Here is an 18,028-nt window from a genome sequence, read left to right as displayed (position 1 = left end):
TGCCACCCTCCTGACAGACTGCTGTCAGGAGGGGTATGCGATACTGCCTCCAGTTAAAGAGAGGAGACTAGCTATGAACGGTTCCACCCTTCTGCGCGGCGTGCAGCACTATGTCGGCAAGATACGGACGATGCGCAACGAGATCCGCACCCAGCGGTTCATGAACTCGCTGCCGGCGGACATTCGCAAGGATATCGGCTGGCCGGACATGTATGCCGAACGTCGCTACCGCGGCAATTGAGACGAATTTTTCGACACAGCGGTTGGATGTGGGCGCCCCAAGGCCCAGATAATAAGTCCGGCGCGCAAGGGAGGAGCGAGCTCATGCCCAAACAGAAGCAGATCGGCTTTCTTTTCATCGACGGCTTTGCCGACTGGGAATATGGGCTGCTGGCGGCCTCGGCGGTCGAATGGTTCGGTGCGCGCGCCGTATCGCTGACGCCCGGTGGCAAGCCAGTGACCGGGATCAGCGGTTTTCAGTTGACACCAGATCGCTCTGCTGAAGCTAGGGAGAATGCCGATCTCGACGCCATCGTCGTCATCGGCTCCGACCAGTGGACAGGCAAGGCGCCACCGGATGCGGCAGACCTGCTCACCGCTGTTGCGTCGCGCGGCGGCGTCGTTGGCGGTGTCTGCGCCGGCACGTTGGCGCTGGCCCGAGCCGGCCTGTTCGAGAAGGCCAGGCACACCAGCAATGGCCGCGATTGGATCAACAGTCATGAAGCCGGCTATCCCGGCAACGGCAACTATCAGGACGTGCCGCATGCCGTTGCCGACGGCGCTGTGGTTTCCGCGCCGGGCTCGGCGCCGGGCACATTCGCGCTCGCCTTTCTGAAGACGCTCTATCCGGAAAGAAGCAGCGATCTCGCGCAGATGCGGACGCTGTTCGCCAAGGAGTATGCTGAAGCCTCCTGACAGTATGCTGTCAGGATAGACGTGCAATAGGTGTCGCGAGCAAACTCACTTCGGGAGAAACGCATGGCTTCCATTGCTGCAAAAGCTTCGGCCTGGTTCCAGATTCCCGTCACTGACATGGACAGGACAGGAGCCTTCTACGGGAAGGGCCTCGCGGAATGGTGAAGAGCTGGAACGACAGGCTGAATACGCCCGGTATCAACGGCGTGAAGCCGACGCCGCGCACGATGGCCGATGTCATCGAGGGCCAGCCGATGCTGGTGCCGACTGCACGCCAGGTCGATGATTTCATCCGCTCGATCCCGGAAGGCGTGGAGATGGATGTCCGCGCCCTGCGCACGGCGCTTGCCATCGAGCACGGCGCCGAAGTGACATGCCCGGTCACCATCGGCTATCATCTGCGCACTGTTGCCGAGGCCGCCAACGAGGATCTCGAGCGCGGCATGACACTGAGCGATATTGCGCCGTTCTGGCGCGTGCTCGACTCGAACACGCCGACCACGAGAAAACTGTCCTTCGGCGCGGCATTCGTCGCCGCGCAGCGCAAGCGCGAAGGGCTGAAACCATGATGCATGCCGCCCCAAAACTGTTCTGCGGTTTTGGGCGGCATGCATAGAAACAACGCCGAGGGACCAAACGATGCGCCGCGCCGACAGGCTCTTCCAGATCGTGCAGCATCTGCGCGGTGGCCGTCTGGTCACCGCCCAGAAGCTCGGCACATGGCTCGAGGTTTCCGAGCGAACCATCTACCGCGATATCGCCGACCTGCAGTCGACCGGAGTGCCTATCGACGGCGAGGCCGGGGTTGGCTACATGATGAGGGAGGGTTTCGACCTTCCGCCGCTGATGTTCACGCGTGACGAGATCGTCGCGCTGGTTGCCGGCGCCCGCATGGTGCGCGCCTTTGGCGGCGCCGCCATGGCGCGCGCTGCCGACGAGGCGCTGGTCAAGATCGGTGCGGTGCTGCCGGATGCCGAGAAGGACCGCATCGCCCGCACCGAGATCCACACGCCGATGTGGGTGGTCAGCGACGCCGCCCGCGAAGCGATCGACCTGATCGAGCGCGCGGTCGAAAAGCGCCAGGTTCTGACCATCGACTATAGCGACGAGGCCGGCCGCGGCACCGCACGCGATATCCGTCCGCTCGGCCTGTGGTTCTGGGGCAAGGTGTGGACGCTGGTCGCCTGGTGCGAGATGCGTGACGACTTTCGCGCCTTCCGCATCGATCGCATCGCTTCGGTGGTCATCGCCGGCCGCATCTTCAAGCCGGAGCGAGGCAAGCAGCTTGCCGACTTCTATCGGGCAGTGGAGCGCAGCGAGGATTACGGCATGGCGCCGGACCGTGCTGCGCGGACCTAGAGCAACTCCAGGAAATGGGTGAACGGCGTCAAAGTAAAAAGGAACTGCCGGACCGCACAAAAAAAGCCCGCTCGAAGCGGGCTTTTTGTTGGGTGTCGGAAATATCACTCGTCGTCGTTGTCCGTGTTCTTCGACTTCAGGGCCGAGAGCTTGGCGAAAACGGCGTTGGCGTCGAGCTCGGCGTCCTCGTCCTTCGGCTTCTCCGGAGCCGGCACCAGCCGCTCGGTCAAGGCCGCTGGCAAAAGCGTGTCGCCGACCGGCTGCGCCTGTTCGCGGCCACGCGAAGCGCGGTTGACTTCCATGTCGAGGTCGATCTGCGAGGCGAGACCCAGCGTCACCGGGTCCATCGGCTGCAGATTGGCCGAGTTCCAGTGCTTGCGCTCGCGGATCTGCTCGATCGTCGACTTGGTGGTGCCGACGAGGCGGGAGATCTGCGCATCTTTCAGTTCGGGATGGTTGCGCACCAGCCACAGAATGGCATTCGGCCGGTCCTGGCGCTTAGACAGAGGCGTGTAGCGCGGACCCTTGCGCTTGGATTCCGGCACCCGCACCTTGGGGTCCGAAAGCTTCAGGCGCTGGTTCGGATCCTTTTCGGCTCGCGCGATCTCGTCGCGGGTCAACTGGCCGGTCATGATCGGATCCATGCCCTTGATGCCTTGCGCCGATTCGCCGTCGGCGATCGCCTTGACCTCGAGCGGATGCAGCCCGCAGAACTGCGCGATCTGCTCGAAAGAAAGCGCGGTGTTGTCGACCAGCCAGACGGCAGTCGCCTTGGGCATCAGCAGCGTATTGGCCATTCTAAAAATCCTTCTCGTTCGCCCGCGTTCCCGCGCGGGCGGTGGTTTAGAGCCACCAAAATGGGAAATTCGCGGCCTGTATAGCCGCTCCGTCGCCGCTTCGCAATGTTTTTGGATGTCATCGGCCAGAAACCGTGGCCCGCGACCACTGGAACGGCTTCGCGCTCTTGAGCAGCGACAAACTGGCTTTGCCGACGGAGGCCGCGGTCGACCGGCCCTGGTCGGCCGACCCCCAGAACGACAAAACCCGCCGGACTGGGTCCAGCGGGCTCGGAACCGCGACGGGATCCGTCTGATGCGGCTCTGGCTTCTACGGCACCGTCCGCCTGCGCGGACCGTGCTCGGCTTTAGATGGCCTTGCGGGCGATCTTTTCGATGTCGGCGCGGTTGATGCCGAGATCGTTGAGCTGACGTGCGTTGAGACTGTTCAGTTCGCGCACGGTCTCGGTGTACCTACGCCAGTTACGGAAAGCGCGGATCGGGTTCATGGTAGTCCTCCAAATGGGTTGTTCGTTTCGGTGGTGCTCAAATAGTCATCATCGATCAGGACTTGAACGGCCGTTTTTGCATAGCAATGATGCAAATGCTGCATTGCACCATTAAGCCTCTGTTCATCTTGTAGGCAGCGAGGCGCACGATCAGGATGTGTCGAGATTCAGGTCAGTCCCGCAGCAGCTGAACTCGATGCGGCCTAGCCGACGTCGAGCACGATCTTGCCGATGTGCTCGCCCTCCTCCATCCGCTCAYGCGCCCGCCAAGCCTCGCTGAGCGGGAAGATCATGTCCATCACGGGAGCGACCTTGCGCGTGCCGAGCAACGGCCACACCTGCGCCTCCAGCGCTGCCGCGATTGCCGCCTTGAATTCGACGGTGCGCGGCCTCAGCGTCGACCCCGTATGGGTCAGCCGTTTGACCATGATCTTCGACAAGTCGGCGCTCGCCACGGCGCCGCCCTGCACGGCAATCTGCACAATGCGACCCTCAATCGCCGCGGCCTCGTAGTTGCGCGCCACATAGTCGCCACCGACCATGTCGAGGATGACATTGGCGCCTTTGCCAGCGGTCGCCTCCTTGACCGCGGCGACGAAATCCTCCTCGCGATAGTTGATCGCCCGGTCGGCGCCGAGCTTCAGGCAGGCGTCGCACTTCTCCTTGCTGCCGGCGGTGGTGATGACATTAGCGCCGAAAGCCGAGCCAAGCTGGATCGCCGTGGTGCCGATGCCGGACGAGCCGCCGTGGACGAGCAGTGTCTCGCCGCTCTTCAGGCCGCCGCGCTCGAACACGTTGTGCCAGACGGTGAAGTAGTTTTCCGGCACCGCCGCGGCTTCGGTGTGGGTAAAGCCGGCCGGCAGCGGCAGCACACTGCCGGCGTGAACCTTGACATATTCGGCATAGCCTCCGCCGGGTGTGAGCGCGCAGACGCGGTCGCCGATGCGCCAGCGCGATATGTCATCGCCAAGGGCGGCCACTTCGCCCGACACCTCGAGGCCGGGCAGGTCGGACGCGCCGGCCGGCGGCGGGTAGGCGCCCTTGCGCTGCTGGATGTCGGGCCGGTTCACGCCGGCGGCGTGCACCTTGATCAGGATCTCGCCGGGGCCCGGCTGCGGCACGTCGCGCGTTTCGGGTTTCAGCACCCGGGGGCCGCCCGGCACCGAGATCGCGATGGCCGTCATTCTTGCCGGAATTTTCTGTCCGCTCGCCATGTGATTTCCCGTCTTTCCTCGCCGCTATCCGACCGGCTGTTTGCATCGACGCCCCTGCCCTATGTATGCTGATTGCCAAATCAGGCAAATGGCCAATGTGGGAGGAGCGACGATGGCGATCTTCGACGACGAGCCCAAGAAGAAGGCGCGCCCGCACGAGATCGGGCAGGACCTGTCGCTGCTTTCGGTCGGTGAATTGACCGAGCGGATCGGTATCCTGCGCGATGAGATCACCCGCCTCGAAAACGAGCTCAAGGCCAAGGACAGCACCAAATCGGCCGCCGAAGCACTGTTCCGTCGCGGATAGAGGCGGGCGCAGGGCCCGCCGCCGAAAAGCCCGAATGCGACTGTCTTCAGACCCAGCGTCCCCGCCAACCCGAGCCGGATCAAACAATGTTCGCAACCTACCGACCGATCCTCTCGCTGCTTCGCGGCACTGCCTTCCTGCTCGCGGCGTCTGGATTGCACGGGCTGCTGTTGCCGCTGCGGGGTCAGTTGGAAGGCTTCTCGACCGCATCGCTTGGCCTGATGGGCACGGCCTGGGCCGGCGGCTTCGTCACCGGCTGTTTCTTTGCACCGCGCATCGTGCGCCGTGCCGGGCACGTGCGCGCCTTCGGGGCCTTTGCCGCATCGGGCGCCATCGTGGCGCTGCTCACCGGACTGATCATCGACGAGTATGTCTGGATCCTGCTGCGCGCCTTCACCGGCTTCACCATGGCCGGCGCCTTCATGGTCATCGAAAGCTGGCTGAACGAAAAGGCCACCAACGAGAACCGCGGCACCATCTTCGGCCTCTATATGATGGTCACCTATGCCTCGATCATGGGCGGACAGATGATCGTCGCCGGCGGCGACGTGAAATCGGCCTCCCTGTTCATGATCACCGGCATCCTGTTTTGCCTGTCACTGCTCCCGACCGCGGTTTCGACCGCTTCCCACCCCAAGCCGCTGCAGGATGTCTCGCTCGACGTCAAAGGCCTTTATGTCAATTCCCCGGTGTCGGCTGTCGCTTGCGTCCTGATCGGCATCGCCAACGGCGCCTGGGGCACGCTTGGCGCCGTCTATGGCGCGCGCATCCGCATTCCCACGGCCGAGATCGCCCTGATGATGAGCCTGGTGGTCGTTGCCGGTGCCGCCATGCAGCTTCCTGCAGGGCGCCTCTCGGACAAGACCGACCGGCGTTTCGTGCTGGCAGGTGCTGCCTTCGGCGCGGCCTTGGTTGCGCTTGCCATCTTCGTGTTCGAGCCACGCTCCAGCGTCTTCGTCATCGTCTTCACGGCCGCCTATGGCGGCTTCGCCTATACGCTCTATTCGATCGCGGTGGCGCATGCCAACGACCACGCCCGCGCCGAGGATTTCGTCAAGGTGTCGGGCGGCCTGCTTCTGCTCTACGGCTTCGGCACGATGATCGGGCCTCTGCTGGCAGCCGCCTTGATGGGCTGGACGCGCCCGGAAGGCCTGTTCCTGGCGACCGCTTTCGCGCATGTCTGCCTGGCGGCCTATACGTTGCTGCGCATCAGCCGCCGTGCTCCGGTGCCGATCGAAGATCGTGACGCCTTCAAGACGCAACCGGCCGACCGGTCGGTGACGCCGGAAGCATTGCGGCTTGATCCCAGAAGAAAAGCAGAAGCAGACAGTTGAGATTCGAAAGGCTTTGCCTCACTAATAAAGGCATGATGTTTTCCGACGCCTTCATGGCGATTGCCGATCCCAACCGGCGCCATCTTCTGGAAGAACTTCGCCGCGGCCCGAAAACCGTCAACGAGTTGGCTGCGGGTTTGCCTGTATCGCGCCCGGCCGTTTCGCAACATTTGAAAGTGCTGCTCGATGCCGGGCTGGTCAACGCCAAGGCCGAAGGCACCAGGCGCGTCTATACGGTGAGCAATCCCGGCTTCCTCAAACTCAACATCTGGCTCGATCAGTTCTGGGAAGCCTGACGGCCCCGCCGTATCGGCAACGCAGTTCAAGCTTCCTCGCGCAAGAAAGCGCCGAGCGCATCGAGCAGCTCGCCTGTGCCATGCTCGCGTGTGGCTGACGTATCGTGGCCGTCGAGGAAGGCGCCCTGTTCCGTCATCACAAGCCGCGTGCCATCGCCCTCGGCAAGCAGCTCGATCGTGGCCAGTGACACCGAGACACGGGTTTCGCCGAACAACAACTCATAGCTGTAGACGATGCGCTGGTCCGGCACGATGTCCTGATAGACAGCATTGAAAAAATGMATCTGGCCATCGCTCGGACAGCCGGCATTGACCTCCTTGCCGCCGATGCGGAAATCCATTTCATGCCTGCTGGGCACCGGATCGTGCGGATCGGCGAACCAGCGCCGTTTGGCCGCCGGATTGCTTAGCGCGAAGTAGACTTTTGCGGGCGACGCTGGGTAGCTGCGCTCGATGACGAAGGTGGAATGGACGACGGAACGCTCGGTCATGGGATTTTCCTCGATGGATGGATTGAATTCAGAGCATGATCCTCATCGATGGATCGTCAGGCACCGGCGGTCTCGGGCACGAATTCGGCAGCCAGATTGTCCAGCGCCGCGCTGAATCCGGCCTCGCTGCCGGCGATCATGTCCTTGTCGCCGAAGGCAACGATCTGGTCAGTCAGCACCAGCCACGTGGACGCACCGACCGGCTGAAACTCGATCGTGATCAGCGAGGCGGACAGCCGGTCCCACCCTTCGCAGACGAGCTCGGTCGAGACGATGCGCTGGTCAGGCACGATATCGACGTAGCGGTTTTCGACCCGGTAGATCAGACTGCCACGCGGACCGCAGCGGCTGACATCCAGCCCGCCGACGCGGAAATCGGCCTTGTCGTAGACCAGTTCGGCAGTCTTTGATGGCGTGCCCCAACGCATGCGGGCCTTCGGGTCGGCAAAGGCTTGGAACACGCGCGCCGGCACAGCGTCGTAGGTGCGCTCCAACACGATGGTCGAATGAATCACGGAACGTTCCGTCATAATTGCCTCCTTCAGCTTTTGTCCTTGGTCTCAGCCAGAAAATCGCCGAGCCGGTCCAGCCGGCGCTCCCAGACGAGACGCCGTTCATTGATCCAGTGTTCGGCTGCTCTCAGTGCCTTGGGTTCGATCTGGCAGGTGCGCACCCGACCGACCTTCTGCGTGCGCACGAGGCCGCTTGCCTCCAAAAGGTTCAGATGCTGGACGACGGCCGACAGCGACATCGCCAGCGGCTCGGCCAGTTGGCTTACCGAAGCCGGGCCGCGCGACAGCCGGTCGACCATCTGCCGCCGCGCCGGATCGGCGAGCGCCTGGAACATCAGATCGAGCTGGGCAGGATCGTGCAACATTGCGATCAGCCGTTGTTGTAGGGAAAGAACTTGAAGTAGGGCTGCGCCTCCTCGATCACGCGGGCGAAAGCGGAGCGCTGCACCAGGCGGTCATGGTATCGCTTCACGGCCGGGTATTTGTCGCCGAACGGCTCGACCTTGTTGGCGTAGAAGAGTGCGGGAGACGCCGAGCAATCGGCCATGCTGAAGGCGTCGCCCACCGCCCAGTTCTTCGTCTGCATCTCCTCTTCGACGATGGCGTAGGAATTGCGCAGCTGGGCGCGGGCCTGCTCGACGCCGAACGGATCGGCTTTATCCTGCGGCCGCAACCGGTCGCCGACGATCTTCTGCATCGGTTCCTGCACATAGAAATCATAGAAACGATCGGACTGCCGGACCGCCAGCGCCAGGTCGATGTCGGCCGGGACGAGGTCGACCGGCCCCGGATAGTGGGCGGCCAGGTATTCGACGACGATGGTCGATTCCAGCACCGTGCGGTCGCGCGCATCGTCGCGCAGGGCCGGCATCTTGCCGGTCGGCGAAATCTTCAGGAAGGCCGCGCGCGACTCGGTGTCGCCGAGATCGACGACAACCGGCGCGAACGGTATGCCGTTCTCATACAGCGCGATCAGCGGCTTCCAGCAGAAAGAGGCCAGCGGATGGAAATGAAGCGTCAGGGACATTTTTTGCTCGTCTGTTTCGAGATGCGCCAGTGGTCGGTGCCATGCTGCTTGCAGGATTAACACTGAAGCATTTACTTAACTATTGCGGCGAGCCTTGCTCGTCAAGGCCCGCGCAGGATGGCTCAATCGGCTTGAGCGTGGTCGACGATGGCGGCGACCATCACAGCCCAGTCGTCCGGGTGCAGCTCGTGGCCCCCACCTTCGATCCGAAGGATTTTCGCACCGGCGACGGTCTCGGTCAGTGCCTCCCCGTGCTCGACCGGAAAGATCGGATCGGTGGTGCCATGGATGACCAGCAGCGGCGCCGTCATCTCGCGCAGGCGCCCCTTCCATGCCTCGCCGCCCTTGACCATGAAGTGGTTCGTCGCGCTCAGCAAACCGCCGGATCGATCGTAATCCTGTTCGATGAAGGTCCGCATCCCGGTCTCGTCGAACGGATGTACGGTGCTTGCGATCGCCCGCGTATCCTTGACCATGAAATCGACCACCTGGCCACGGTCCGACCAATCGACTTTCGCGCCGTCGGCCGAATGCTTGATATAGGCATCGCTCGTTTGTGGCAGATGCGACGTGTCGATCCCCAGGGGCGAGCTGCTGATCACGGTCAGCGAAGCGACACGGGACCGGTGCTTGAGGCCCACGAGCTGGGCGATCATGCCGCCCATCGACATGCCGACGATATGCGCCTTGCCGACGCCGTGGTCGTCGAGAACACGCATCGCGTCGTCGGCCATGTCGTCGAATGTGTAGGGTGGCTCGCCCGGCGGATATTTGGTCGAACGGCCGGTATYGCGATTGTCATAGCGGATGACGAACAGGCCGCCATCGGCCAGTTTCCGGCACAGCGCCTCCGGCCACCAGAGCATCGAGGCCATCGATCCCATGATCAGCAACAGCGGCGGGTTTGCCGGATCGCCAAAGGCCTCGGATACGATCTTGGGGCGCTCAATAGTTGTCATGGCTCGGTCTCCTCCTCAGCAAACTGATTGCTTTTTGCAATCGGTTGCACGATAATAAAACTGATACGATAATGCAACCGGTTTTGCGGAGAAAATCTTATGAGCATGGATCGCCGGTCCGGATGCCCGATCAACCTGTCGCTCGAAGTGTTCGGCGACCGCTGGAGCCTGATCATCCTTCGCGACATGATTTTTGGCGGCAGGCGCCACTTTCGCGAGCTGCTCAACGGATCGATGGAGGGCATTGCCTCCAACATCCTCGCCGACCGGCTGAAGCGGCTGATGGGACTGGGCATGCTAACCAAGGCCGACGATCCCAGCCACAAGCAGAAGGCGATCTACAGCCTGACCGAGATGGCGATCACCCTCGTGCCGATCCTGGCCCACCTCGGCGCCTGGGGCCGTGTCTGGTTGCCGGTCAGCGCGGAACTCTCGATCCGCGCCGAGCTTCTGGAGAAGGGCGGGCCGCCGATGTGGGACAAGTTCATGGACGAGTTGCGCCACGAGCATCTCGGCATGCCGCTCGATACATCGGCTGGCCCTTCTGTCCGTGCGACCTTGCAGGCCGCCTATGAAGCCGTGGTCGCCAGCAAGGCCCCCGGCGCCAGCCCGGCCGCTTGACCAACATATTTTCCCGTTTGAGGCCCGGCTCTGCTAGAAGGGGCGGAAAATCACAATTCACGGGATTGGATAAGGTCTTGGTTGAGAACTCTCGGGATGCTGCCCGCGCGCGTGCTGACCTGCGTTTCAAGAAGCAGGAAGAGGCGGCAACCGTCCGCCAGAAGGCGATGGCCGAATACGTCGCCGAGAGCGACGCCCGCCAGGCCAAGACCAACAAGCTGCGGGCGCTGCGTCTCGCCAAGGAAGCGGAAGACCTTGCCAACGCACCGGTGGCACCCGCCAAGAAGCCTGCCCGCGCCAAAAAAAAATAGTGCTGCCGGCCGGCACGATCGACTGCCGGTCTGGAAGCTGCAAAATGGCAACGCCATATCCGGATCGTTCCATTCCACCTCTTAACGCGAAGCAATTTCAACCGAAACCGGGATTTTGCCGTGCCCGTTGACGGTTGATGATCGGCGCGTTTTCAAACAGGAGACTGCCATGACCGCGCTGCCGCTCGAAAAAGCCAGGCAAATCATCGATGCCGCCTTTGCCAGGGGCGCCGAACTCAAGCTCAAGCCGCTGGGCGTCTCGGTGCTTGATGCCGGCGGACATCTGGTCGCCTTCCAACGCCAGGACGGCGCCTCGTTCCTGCGCCCGCAAATGTCGGCCGGCAAGGCCTATGGCGCGCTCGCCATCGGCATGGGCTCGCGTCGCGTCGAGGCCTTCGCCAAGGAACGCCCGCATCTCGTCGCCGGCATCTCGGACGTGTCCGGCGGCCGCGTGCTGCCGGTCGTCGGCGGTGTGCTGATCCGCGACAAGGCCGGCGCCATCATCGGCGCCGTCGGCATTTCCGGCGATACGTCGGACAATGACGAAGCGGCGGCCATCGCCGGCATCGAAGCGGCCGGCTTCACTGCCGACCCGGGCTGAGCTTTAATATCACGGCCAAGGCTGCGTTGATATTCAGGACAGGCCGAGTCGAAAATGGTGGGTTCCGAGAACCGGAGCGGAGCGTACTTTTGGGTACGTGAGCACCGGAAGCGCAGGAGGCCGCCGTTTGCAGGCCGGCATCACCTGAAGATCAATGCAGCCTTAGTTCAGATTGATGTCTCTGCTCGCCGACCGCATCGACACCGCAAACCCCGCCAGCACGTCGAACAGCGCGATGACCATCAGCGTGAAGAAGATGGAATGTGCCGCGCCCTTCACCAGCAGGAACTCGACCAGGAACGCGACGAAGACCAGCGTCGACAACAGATGATCCATGATCGAGGCGCCGGTCGTGCGCGCCGACTTCACCATTTCGGCGAAAAGGGAAATCAGCCCGATCAGCACTATCAGGTCGCCGAGAGTCATCGAGAACACCCCGCCCGACATCATGCGGAAGGAGAAGATTTCGCTCGCCCACGGATCGTCGCCGCCGCCGAATATTCCGAGCAGGCCGAGATTGTAGAGCACGAATGGCACGATCAAAAGCGGGACGGCACCGAACATCTGGCGTCTCCATATGGGGGCAATCTCTGTAGAATGCGCCACAGGCACGCCGTCAAGAATTTTCGTAAAATGCCACGAACACGGTCGAAGACCGGATGCAACAACCATGTCAGCCCCCGGCGCAACGATCCTGATGAATATCGCCCACGCCAGGCATTTCGCGTTTGGCATAGGGTAAGCGGCCAAGCGCCAACGCAGGCCGCCCGATTATCGGCCCACCCAACGCAAAAGACCGGCCACCGGCCGGTCTTTCGAATGCTCAATACGTCGAAAAGCTGGTCTCAGCTTTCCYTGGGCGTCAACACCTGGCGGCCGCGATACATGCCGGTCTTCAGGTCGATGTGGTGCGGACGGCGCATTTCGCCGGAATTCTTGTCCTCAACATAGGTCGGGGCCTTGAGGGCGTCGGCCGAGCGGCGCATGCCGCGCTTGGACGGAGAGGTTTTTCGTTTCGGAACGGCCATGGATATGCTCCATTACATGGTCAAAAAGCCCCGCCCGCCCTCGTGAAAGGGCCGTGTCGGGGCCGGAATCTGAGAAAGTCGGGTGCCTATACACGCCCTACGCCGTTTTGGCCAGCACTGCCGCGAATTTTTTTGAGCTGGCTACTGCAGACACCCGACATACGCACCGGAGCGGCCGGCCCGCCGCTCGATCAGGTTCGCAAGCCGTCTCAGGCCCGGCCCGGGCTTTGCCGGATTGCGGGCGATCGGATTTGGCAGGGAGACGGCGAGCAGGGCGGCCTGCCGTCGCGACAATTGTTTTGCCGAAACGCCGAAATGGTGCTGTGCGGCGGCTTCGATGCCATAGATGCCCGGCCCCCACTCGGCGATGTTGAGATAGATCTCCATGATGCGCCGTTTCGACATCACGGCGTCGAAATAGACGGCCAGCGGCAATTCGACCACCTTGCGCACCGAGCCCAGCGGTCGTGACCAGAGAAAGAGGTTCTTGACCGTCTGCATGGTGATGGTCGAGGCGCCGCGCGTTGCTTCGCCGGCCAGCGCATCGTCGACGACGCCCCTCAGTTCGCCGAGATCGACGCCGCGATGAAAGCAGAACTGCCCGTCCTCCGACATGATGACCGAATTGGCCAGCACAGGTGCGACGTCGTCGATCGACACCCAGCGGCGGTCATAACCCGAGAATGTCGCCAGGTCCTTCAGCATCAGCGTCGAGACCGGATGCACGAAGGACGGCAGATAGAGGAACGTCAGCACCGTTGGTATGAGCGCCAGCACCGCGGCCACGACGATGCCGCGCCGGACCGAGCGCTTGAGACCGCGGCGGTTCACGCTCCGCGATCTGGTCGCCATGTCCAGCTTTTCGGTTTCATGATCGACGATCGGTTCCGCCAAGCCGCCCAACCCGTACTTCTCCCTGCTCCGGCATAATGGCGCTTGGCTTCTTGCGCAACGTCTGAGTGTCGGCTACCGGTCCCGACCATGACGAATGAGGACGAAATGGCGTTCGAAATGGCGCTCATCAGACGGGCAGCCGCCGTCGAGGTGCTGCTGCGGCGGTTGCTCGACGACCGCGCGCTTTCGGGCGAGATCACGCGGCCCGACCGCCTGATGGCGGCGATGCGCCACGGCGTGCTCAACGGCGGCAAGCGCCTGCGCCCTTTCCTGGTCATGGAAGGTGCCGCCCTTTTTTCCTCCGATGGCGAGGCGGCACTGCGCGTCGCGGCCGCCCTTGAATGCGTGCATTGCTATTCGCTGATCCACGATGATCTGCCCGCCATGGACGACGATGACCTGCGGCGCGGCCTGCCGACGGTGCACAAGGCGTTCGACGAGGCAACCGCCATCCTGGCCGGCGATGCCTTGCTGACGTTGGCCTTCGACATCATCGCCGACGAGGCGACCATGCTGCCAGCGGAGCGGCGCGCAGCCCTGGTGCTGGCGCTGGCCCGCGCGGCCGGGGCCGGCGGCATGGTCGGCGGCCAGAAGCTCGACCTCGAGGCCGAACAGGCGCCGCCGGACGAGGCCGGCATCATCCGGCTGCAGGCTATGAAGACCGGCGCGCTGATCCGCTTCGCCTGCGAAGCGGGGGCGCTGGTCGCCGGCGCCCCGGCCGAGGACCGCGAGCGGCTGGCCGAATTCGGCTCGGCGATCGGCCTTGCCTTCCAGCTTGCCGACGACCTGCTCGACCTGACCGCCGATGCCAGCCAGATGGGCAAGGCAACCGGCAAGGATGCAGCCGCCGGAAAGGCGACGCTGGTGGCGCTGCACGGCGCGAACTGGGCGCGCAGCCAGCTTCACGGCCTCGTCGACCAGGCGCATGAATTGCTCGCGCCTTACGGGGAGCAGGCGGCGCTGCTGAAAGAAGCGGCGACATTCGTGGCGACCCGTAACAACTGACGCTGGCCAGCCAGGACGTCGGCGCGATCGGATTGCGAAATCCGTCGCCACCGGCTCCAGACAATGGGGACCCGCGACGCACAAGGAGGTGGCACCCTCGCCACTGCTTTCAACTTTGCAAACAACCGCTCGGTTTGCCGATTGCGCAGGCCACCCAGCGGCGATCCCTTAAATGTGATCCAACCGATCCTACCTGCGGAGCTCCGGCCCCCTACAATTTGAAGAGGCGCTTATGCGACGGCTTCATGGTCAGGCAGGTACGGACATATGGTTACCCTTACGGTCAACGGACAATTGCGCACGGTCGATGTACCGGAGGACATGCCGCTTCTGTGGGTGCTGCGCGACCATCTCAATCTGGTCGGCACCAAATATGGTTGCGGCATCGCCCAATGCGGCGTTTGCACGGTGCATGTGGCCGGCAAGCCTGTGCGTTCCTGCCAACTGACCATTGGCGATGTCGGCACCCGCGCCGTCGTCACCATTGAAGGGATCGGCAACACGCCCAATGGCGCCAAGGTCCAGCAGGCCTGGATGGAAGCCGAAGTGCCGCAATGCGGCTATTGCCAGGCCGGCCAGATCATGTCGGCCACGGCGCTGCTGGACAGCAACCCGCAACCCGACGATTCCGACATTGACGCGGCCATGGCGGGCAATCTCTGCCGCTGCGGGACCTATATCCGCATCCGCCGAGCAATCAAGAACGCCGCCGCCAAACCAGCCTGACCATGCAGAAAATCATCGGCATTGTCTTTGCTGTCATTGTCATCGCAGCGCTTGGTTTCACCGGCTGGCTGTTTCTCGGCCGCGATCCGATGTCCTTTGCCGGCGGCTCGACCGTGGCGCTGGCGGATTACCATGGCGCCGATATCACCGGTGTACCGGCCCAGCTCGCCGGTGCCGATATGATCAAGCGCGGCGAATACCTTACGCATGCCGCGGACTGCCAGGCCTGCCATACCGCGCCGGGCGGCGCGCCTTTCTCGGGCGGTTTCGCCTTCAACATGCCGTTCGGCACGATCTATTCCACCAACATCACACCGGACAAGCAAACCGGCATTGGCAACTACACTGACGCGCAGTTCCTGGCCGCTGTGCACAAGGGCATTCGCGCCGATGGCGAAAAGCTCTATCCCGCCATGCCCTACAGCTCCTACACCTACATGACCGACGCCGACGCGCTGGCCATCAAGGCGTACCTCTTCTCGCTGGCGCCGGTACAGGCCCCAACAAGGCAAGACCAGCTTTCCTGGCCCTTCAGCCAGCGCAGCCTGCTGGTGCTCTGGGATGTCATGTTCAATCCCGACAATCGTTTCCGCCCCAACGCCGGCCAGAGCCCGCAATGGAACAGAGGCGCCTATCTTGCCGAGGCATTGGGCCATTGCGGYGAATGCCATACACCGCGCAACCTGGCCTATGGGCTGGACAATCACGGCAAATTCGCCGGCGCGCTCACCGCGGGCTGGCGCGCCTACAACATCACCGACGACAAGGCTTCAGGCATCGGCGACTGGAGCGACCAGGATCTCTATTCCTATCTTTCCACCGGTCATGCCAACGGTCATGGCGGCGCTGCTGGGCCGATGGGTGAGGCCACCGATGACAGCCTGAGCTATCTGTTGCCCGACGACACCCATGCCTTGATGGCGTACCTGCGCAGCATACCCGCCCATGCGAGTGATCTGCCCCGCACTGTCACGACCGCGGCGCCGGCGTCGTACAAGGAGGGTGTGGCGGCGGATGTCAATTCGCGTGGTGAAAAGATCTTCGCCGGCGCCTGCGCCAGCTGCCACGACTGGACCGGCGTGAGCCCGGTCACCGGCTATGCCACTCTGACCGGCGTGCGCGCGGTAAACGACCCTAGTGCCACCAATGTGGCGCAGACGATCATCAATGGCGTCAACCGCCAGACCGGCGAAGGCACGATCTTCATGCCAGCCTTTGGTGAAGGCTATTCGGACGACGACATCGCGGCCGTGGCCAACTATGTCACCGCCCGGTTTGGTGCCGAAGGCTCGCACTTGGCAGGCAAGGATGTGGCCGGTCTGCGAAAGCAGGCGGCCCAGCAATTTAAGGAAGCACCCAATGGCTGACATTCAGTCCAACTTTGCCCAGTCCGATGCCTATCTCTCGGCGCTGATACGCGAGGTCCGTTCGGTCCCGCCGACCAGTGCGTCGGTGACAGTGGGACGACGCACCTTCTTCAAGTTGGCCGGCGCGGGCGTAGCGGGGCTGGTGCTGGGCTTTCACCTTGGAGACGCAGCGTTCGCGGCGGATGGTGCGAACGTCGATACGGCAAGCACCAAGGACCAGGCGATGAACGCTTTCATCCGTATCGCCCCGGACAACACGATCACAATTTATTCCAAATGCCCGGAGATCGGCCAGGGCATCAAGACCTCCTTCGGCGTCATCATTGCCGATGAACTCGACGCCGATTGGAACCACGTCGTGATGGAGCAGGCGGACATCAATCCCAAGGTCTATGGCAGTCAAGGCGCGGGCGGTTCGACATCCATCCCGCATGCCTGGGACCAGCTGCGTCAGGCCGGTGCCGGCGCCAAGGCGATGCTCATCGCCGCAGCGGCCGGGCAATGGAAGGTGGACCCGTCGCAGATCACCGCCAGGGACTCGATCTTGACCCATGCCGCCAGCGGTCGGTCCGCAACCTATGGGTCACTTGCCGCCGCGGCGTCGAAAATGCCAGTGCCCGATCCCAAGAGCTTGACGCTGAAGGTTCGCGCCGAGTATCGCTTGATAGGCAAGCGCTATCGCGGTGTTGACGATCCCAAGGTCGTCAGTGGCCAGCCGCTGTTCGGCATCGATGTTCAACTCCCCGGCATGGTCTATGCGACCTACACCAAATGTCCGGCGGCGGGCGGCAAGGTCAAATCCTTCAACATCGACGAGATCAAGGCGCAACGCGGCGTGCTCGACGCCTTCGCCGTGGACGGCACGGGCATGGCGGTCGAAGTGATGCCGGGCGTGGCTATCGTCGCCAGGGACACCTGGAGCGCTTTCCAGGCCAAGAACAAGCTTCAGGTGGATTGGGACCTGAGCATGGCCTCGAAAGACTCCACGTCGCAATTCTCGGCCCAGGCCAGGAAGCTGGCGACAAATTTCCCGGAAAAGCCCGACGACAATGTCGGCGACGTGGACAGGGCCTTGGGCAATGCCGCCAAGACCGTGGAGGCCTATTACGAGTATCCTTTCGCCGCCCATGTRCCGCTTGAACCGATGAACACCACGGCGCACTACCATGACGGGGTGATGGAGATGTGGGTGCCTACCCAACAGCCCGATCGTGGCTTGCCGCTGATTGCAAAGGCTGCAGACATTCCGCCGGAGAAAGTCGTGATGCACCAGACCCGCGTCGGCGGCGGCTTCGGACGGCGGCTGGTCAATGACTATGCCTGCGAGGCGGCGGCTATCGCCAAGAAGGTCAGTGCCCCGGTCAAGCTGCAATGGACCCGCGAAGACGATTTCGCCCACGATTTCTACCGGCCCGCCGGCTACCATCAGTTCAAGGGCGCGATCGACAGAGGCGGCAGGCTCGACGCCTGGCAGGAACATTTCATCACCTTCACCGCCGACGGCAAGAAGGAAGCCACGGGCGCCAACCTCACCGACAATCTGAGATATTCGATCAAGGCGCCCAATCTGCGCCGCGCCAAGACAATGTTCCCCTTGAAGATTCCCACCGGAGCGTGGCGCGCGCCGGGCGACAATGCCCAGGTCTTCGCTGCCCAGAGCTTCATGCACGAACTGTCGCTCGCTTCCGGCCGCGATCATGTCGATTTCCTTATCGACGCCGTGAACCGCGACGTGCCTGATCTGGCGCCCAAGGACAAAAGCGTCAACTTCAGCCC

The 18,028-nt window shown here is 63.0% G+C and carries 25 protein-coding genes; 14 read left to right on the top strand and 11 right to left on the bottom strand.

Annotated features, from left to right (window positions below; genetic code table 11):
• Positions 1 to 73: 73 nt before the first annotated feature.
• From ACXJ7R_RS02720 to ACXJ7R_RS02705, 4 genes are all read left to right on the top strand, one after another.
• Entirely contained in the window at positions 74 to 241 is a 168-nt protein-coding gene (locus ACXJ7R_RS02720; protein ID WP_457150466.1) for a hypothetical protein, read from the top strand.
• An 83-nt stretch (positions 242 to 324) separates the two neighbouring features.
• Complete coding sequence (locus tag ACXJ7R_RS02715) at positions 325 to 915, top strand: DJ-1/PfpI family protein (protein ID WP_457150465.1); 591 nt, start codon at positions 325 to 327, stop codon at positions 913 to 915.
• A 158-nt stretch (positions 916 to 1,073) separates the two neighbouring features.
• Positions 1,074 to 1,484 (top strand): hypothetical protein, encoded by a 411-nt coding sequence (locus tag ACXJ7R_RS02710; RefSeq protein WP_457150464.1) that lies wholly within the window; start codon positions 1,074 to 1,076, stop codon positions 1,482 to 1,484.
• Between the two features lie 70 nt (positions 1,485 to 1,554).
• On the top strand, positions 1,555 to 2,274 hold the full coding sequence (locus tag ACXJ7R_RS02705; protein WP_091578656.1) for a helix-turn-helix transcriptional regulator: 720 nt from the start codon (positions 1,555 to 1,557) through the stop codon (positions 2,272 to 2,274).
• A 104-nt stretch (positions 2,275 to 2,378) separates the two neighbouring features.
• Here the strand turns inward: ACXJ7R_RS02705 and ACXJ7R_RS02700 are convergent, their stop codons facing one another.
• The 3 genes from ACXJ7R_RS02700 to ACXJ7R_RS02690 form a co-directional block, all read right to left on the bottom strand.
• Entirely contained in the window at positions 2,379 to 3,071 is a 693-nt protein-coding gene (locus tag ACXJ7R_RS02700; RefSeq protein WP_095089368.1) for a DUF1013 domain-containing protein, read from the bottom strand.
• 347 nt (positions 3,072 to 3,418) lie between these two features.
• Positions 3,419 to 3,559, bottom strand: a complete 141-nt coding sequence (locus ACXJ7R_RS02695) for a DUF1127 domain-containing protein (protein WP_095089369.1) — start codon at positions 3,557 to 3,559, stop codon at positions 3,419 to 3,421.
• Between the two features lie 203 nt (positions 3,560 to 3,762).
• On the bottom strand, positions 3,763 to 4,773 hold the full coding sequence (locus tag ACXJ7R_RS02690) for an NAD(P)H-quinone oxidoreductase (RefSeq protein WP_457150463.1): 1,011 nt from the start codon (positions 4,771 to 4,773) through the stop codon (positions 3,763 to 3,765).
• A 112-nt stretch (positions 4,774 to 4,885) separates the two neighbouring features.
• On the opposite strand from ACXJ7R_RS02690, the gene ACXJ7R_RS02685 reads away from it, so the two are divergent.
• The 3 genes from ACXJ7R_RS02685 (at position 4,886) to ACXJ7R_RS02675 (ending at position 6,710) form a co-directional block, all read left to right on the top strand.
• Positions 4,886 to 5,080 carry a DUF1192 domain-containing protein gene (locus ACXJ7R_RS02685; RefSeq protein ID WP_378922741.1) on the top strand — a complete coding sequence of 65 codons (195 nt, stop codon included), beginning with the start codon at positions 4,886 to 4,888 and terminating at the stop codon, positions 5,078 to 5,080.
• Between the two features lie 86 nt (positions 5,081 to 5,166).
• Entirely contained in the window at positions 5,167 to 6,414 is a 1,248-nt protein-coding gene (locus tag ACXJ7R_RS02680) for an MFS transporter (RefSeq protein ID WP_095089372.1), read from the top strand.
• A gap of 32 nt (positions 6,415 to 6,446) precedes the next feature.
• Entirely contained in the window at positions 6,447 to 6,710 is a 264-nt protein-coding gene (locus ACXJ7R_RS02675; protein WP_095089373.1) for an ArsR/SmtB family transcription factor, read from the top strand.
• Positions 6,711 to 6,736: 26 nt separating this feature from the next.
• Here the strand turns inward: ACXJ7R_RS02675 and ACXJ7R_RS02670 are convergent, their stop codons facing one another.
• From ACXJ7R_RS02670 to ACXJ7R_RS02650, 5 genes are all read right to left on the bottom strand, one after another.
• Entirely contained in the window at positions 6,737 to 7,201 is a 465-nt protein-coding gene (locus tag ACXJ7R_RS02670) for an SRPBCC family protein (protein ID WP_457150462.1), read from the bottom strand.
• Positions 7,202 to 7,257: 56 nt separating this feature from the next.
• Positions 7,258 to 7,731 carry an SRPBCC family protein gene (locus tag ACXJ7R_RS02665; RefSeq protein ID WP_457150461.1) on the bottom strand — a complete coding sequence of 158 codons (474 nt, stop codon included), beginning with the start codon at positions 7,729 to 7,731 and terminating at the stop codon, positions 7,258 to 7,260.
• An 11-nt stretch (positions 7,732 to 7,742) separates the two neighbouring features.
• Positions 7,743 to 8,078 carry an ArsR/SmtB family transcription factor gene (locus ACXJ7R_RS02660; RefSeq protein WP_095089377.1) on the bottom strand — a complete coding sequence of 112 codons (336 nt, stop codon included), beginning with the start codon at positions 8,076 to 8,078 and terminating at the stop codon, positions 7,743 to 7,745.
• 5 nt (positions 8,079 to 8,083) lie between these two features.
• On the bottom strand, positions 8,084 to 8,740 hold the full coding sequence (locus ACXJ7R_RS02655; protein ID WP_457150460.1) for a glutathione S-transferase family protein: 657 nt from the start codon (positions 8,738 to 8,740) through the stop codon (positions 8,084 to 8,086).
• Between the two features lie 122 nt (positions 8,741 to 8,862).
• Positions 8,863 to 9,699, bottom strand: coding sequence for an alpha/beta fold hydrolase (locus ACXJ7R_RS02650; RefSeq protein WP_457150459.1), 837 nt, complete (start codon positions 9,697 to 9,699; stop codon positions 8,863 to 8,865).
• 99 nt (positions 9,700 to 9,798) lie between these two features.
• Here ACXJ7R_RS02650 and ACXJ7R_RS02645 point away from each other — a divergent pair, with 99 nt between their 5' ends.
• The 3 genes from ACXJ7R_RS02645 (at position 9,799) to ACXJ7R_RS02635 (ending at position 11,232) form a co-directional block, all read left to right on the top strand.
• Positions 9,799 to 10,320: a winged helix-turn-helix transcriptional regulator gene (locus tag ACXJ7R_RS02645; protein ID WP_457150458.1), complete on the top strand. Its 522-nt coding sequence runs from the start codon at positions 9,799 to 9,801 to the stop codon at positions 10,318 to 10,320.
• Positions 10,321 to 10,397: 77 nt separating this feature from the next.
• Positions 10,398 to 10,631 carry a hypothetical protein gene (locus ACXJ7R_RS02640; protein ID WP_457150457.1) on the top strand — a complete coding sequence of 78 codons (234 nt, stop codon included), beginning with the start codon at positions 10,398 to 10,400 and terminating at the stop codon, positions 10,629 to 10,631.
• Between the two features lie 169 nt (positions 10,632 to 10,800).
• Positions 10,801 to 11,232 carry a GlcG/HbpS family heme-binding protein gene (locus ACXJ7R_RS02635; RefSeq protein WP_457150456.1) on the top strand — a complete coding sequence of 144 codons (432 nt, stop codon included), beginning with the start codon at positions 10,801 to 10,803 and terminating at the stop codon, positions 11,230 to 11,232.
• Between the two features lie 162 nt (positions 11,233 to 11,394).
• Here ACXJ7R_RS02635 and ACXJ7R_RS02630 read toward each other — a convergent pair whose 3' ends face one another.
• From ACXJ7R_RS02630 to ACXJ7R_RS02620, 3 genes are all read right to left on the bottom strand, one after another.
• Complete coding sequence (locus ACXJ7R_RS02630; RefSeq protein ID WP_095089382.1) at positions 11,395 to 11,796, bottom strand: hypothetical protein; 402 nt, start codon at positions 11,794 to 11,796, stop codon at positions 11,395 to 11,397.
• A 281-nt stretch (positions 11,797 to 12,077) separates the two neighbouring features.
• A complete protein-coding gene (gene rpmF, locus ACXJ7R_RS02625; RefSeq protein ID WP_457150455.1) occupies positions 12,078 to 12,260 on the bottom strand; it encodes a 50S ribosomal protein L32 in 183 nt (60 codons plus the stop codon).
• 141 nt (positions 12,261 to 12,401) lie between these two features.
• Positions 12,402 to 13,163 (bottom strand): biosynthetic peptidoglycan transglycosylase, encoded by a 762-nt coding sequence (locus ACXJ7R_RS02620; RefSeq protein ID WP_457150454.1) that lies wholly within the window; start codon positions 13,161 to 13,163, stop codon positions 12,402 to 12,404.
• Positions 13,164 to 13,241: 78 nt separating this feature from the next.
• Here ACXJ7R_RS02620 and ACXJ7R_RS02615 point away from each other — a divergent pair, with 78 nt between their 5' ends.
• From ACXJ7R_RS02615 to ACXJ7R_RS02600, 4 genes are all read left to right on the top strand, one after another.
• Complete coding sequence (locus ACXJ7R_RS02615; protein WP_457150453.1) at positions 13,242 to 14,159, top strand: polyprenyl synthetase family protein; 918 nt, start codon at positions 13,242 to 13,244, stop codon at positions 14,157 to 14,159.
• Positions 14,160 to 14,426: 267 nt separating this feature from the next.
• Positions 14,427 to 14,885, top strand: a complete 459-nt coding sequence (locus tag ACXJ7R_RS02610) for a (2Fe-2S)-binding protein (RefSeq protein WP_457150452.1) — start codon at positions 14,427 to 14,429, stop codon at positions 14,883 to 14,885.
• Between the two features lie 2 nt (positions 14,886 to 14,887).
• Positions 14,888 to 16,252, top strand: coding sequence for a c-type cytochrome (locus tag ACXJ7R_RS02605; protein WP_457150451.1), 1,365 nt, complete (start codon positions 14,888 to 14,890; stop codon positions 16,250 to 16,252).
• The coding region (locus tag ACXJ7R_RS02600; RefSeq protein WP_457150450.1) for a molybdopterin cofactor-binding domain-containing protein at positions 16,245 to 18,028 on the top strand (1,784 nt) is incomplete at its 3' end. The genes ACXJ7R_RS02605 and ACXJ7R_RS02600, both read left to right, overlap by 8 nt.

The sequence above is a fragment of the Mesorhizobium sp. P5_C1 genome, from assembly GCF_054049815.1.
The sequence above is the reverse complement of the archived record's forward strand: the minus strand, read 5'-3'. Positions and strand labels throughout refer to the sequence as shown.

Coding starts and splice junctions, on each gene's coding strand:
- ACXJ7R_RS02700 (WP_095089368.1), bottom strand. CDS start 3,071: ATGGCCAATACGCTGCTGATGCCCAAGGCGACTGCCGTCTGGCTGGTC.
- ACXJ7R_RS02715 (WP_457150465.1), top strand. CDS start 325: ATGCCCAAACAGAAGCAGATCGGCTTTCTTTTCATCGACGGCTTTGCC.
- ACXJ7R_RS02720 (WP_457150466.1), top strand. CDS start 74: ATGAACGGTTCCACCCTTCTGCGCGGCGTGCAGCACTATGTCGGCAAG.
- ACXJ7R_RS02615 (WP_457150453.1), top strand. CDS start 13,242: ATGACGAATGAGGACGAAATGGCGTTCGAAATGGCGCTCATCAGACGG.
- ACXJ7R_RS02705 (WP_091578656.1), top strand. CDS start 1,555: ATGCGCCGCGCCGACAGGCTCTTCCAGATCGTGCAGCATCTGCGCGGT.
- ACXJ7R_RS02710 (WP_457150464.1), top strand. CDS start 1,074: ATGGTGAAGAGCTGGAACGACAGGCTGAATACGCCCGGTATCAACGGC.
- ACXJ7R_RS02660 (WP_095089377.1), bottom strand. CDS start 8,078: ATGTTGCACGATCCTGCCCAGCTCGATCTGATGTTCCAGGCGCTCGCC.
- ACXJ7R_RS02665 (WP_457150461.1), bottom strand. CDS start 7,731: ATGACGGAACGTTCCGTGATTCATTCGACCATCGTGTTGGAGCGCACC.
- ACXJ7R_RS02680 (WP_095089372.1), top strand. CDS start 5,167: ATGTTCGCAACCTACCGACCGATCCTCTCGCTGCTTCGCGGCACTGCC.
- ACXJ7R_RS02695 (WP_095089369.1), bottom strand. CDS start 3,559: ATGAACCCGATCCGCGCTTTCCGTAACTGGCGTAGGTACACCGAGACC.
- ACXJ7R_RS02645 (WP_457150458.1), top strand. CDS start 9,799: ATGAGCATGGATCGCCGGTCCGGATGCCCGATCAACCTGTCGCTCGAA.
- ACXJ7R_RS02655 (WP_457150460.1), bottom strand. CDS start 8,740: ATGTCCCTGACGCTTCATTTCCATCCGCTGGCCTCTTTCTGCTGGAAG.
- ACXJ7R_RS02630 (WP_095089382.1), bottom strand. CDS start 11,796: ATGTTCGGTGCCGTCCCGCTTTTGATCGTGCCATTCGTGCTCTACAAT.
- ACXJ7R_RS02610 (WP_457150452.1), top strand. CDS start 14,427: ATGGTTACCCTTACGGTCAACGGACAATTGCGCACGGTCGATGTACCG.
- ACXJ7R_RS02675 (WP_095089373.1), top strand. CDS start 6,447: ATGATGTTTTCCGACGCCTTCATGGCGATTGCCGATCCCAACCGGCGC.
- ACXJ7R_RS02635 (WP_457150456.1), top strand. CDS start 10,801: ATGACCGCGCTGCCGCTCGAAAAAGCCAGGCAAATCATCGATGCCGCC.
- ACXJ7R_RS02685 (WP_378922741.1), top strand. CDS start 4,886: ATGGCGATCTTCGACGACGAGCCCAAGAAGAAGGCGCGCCCGCACGAG.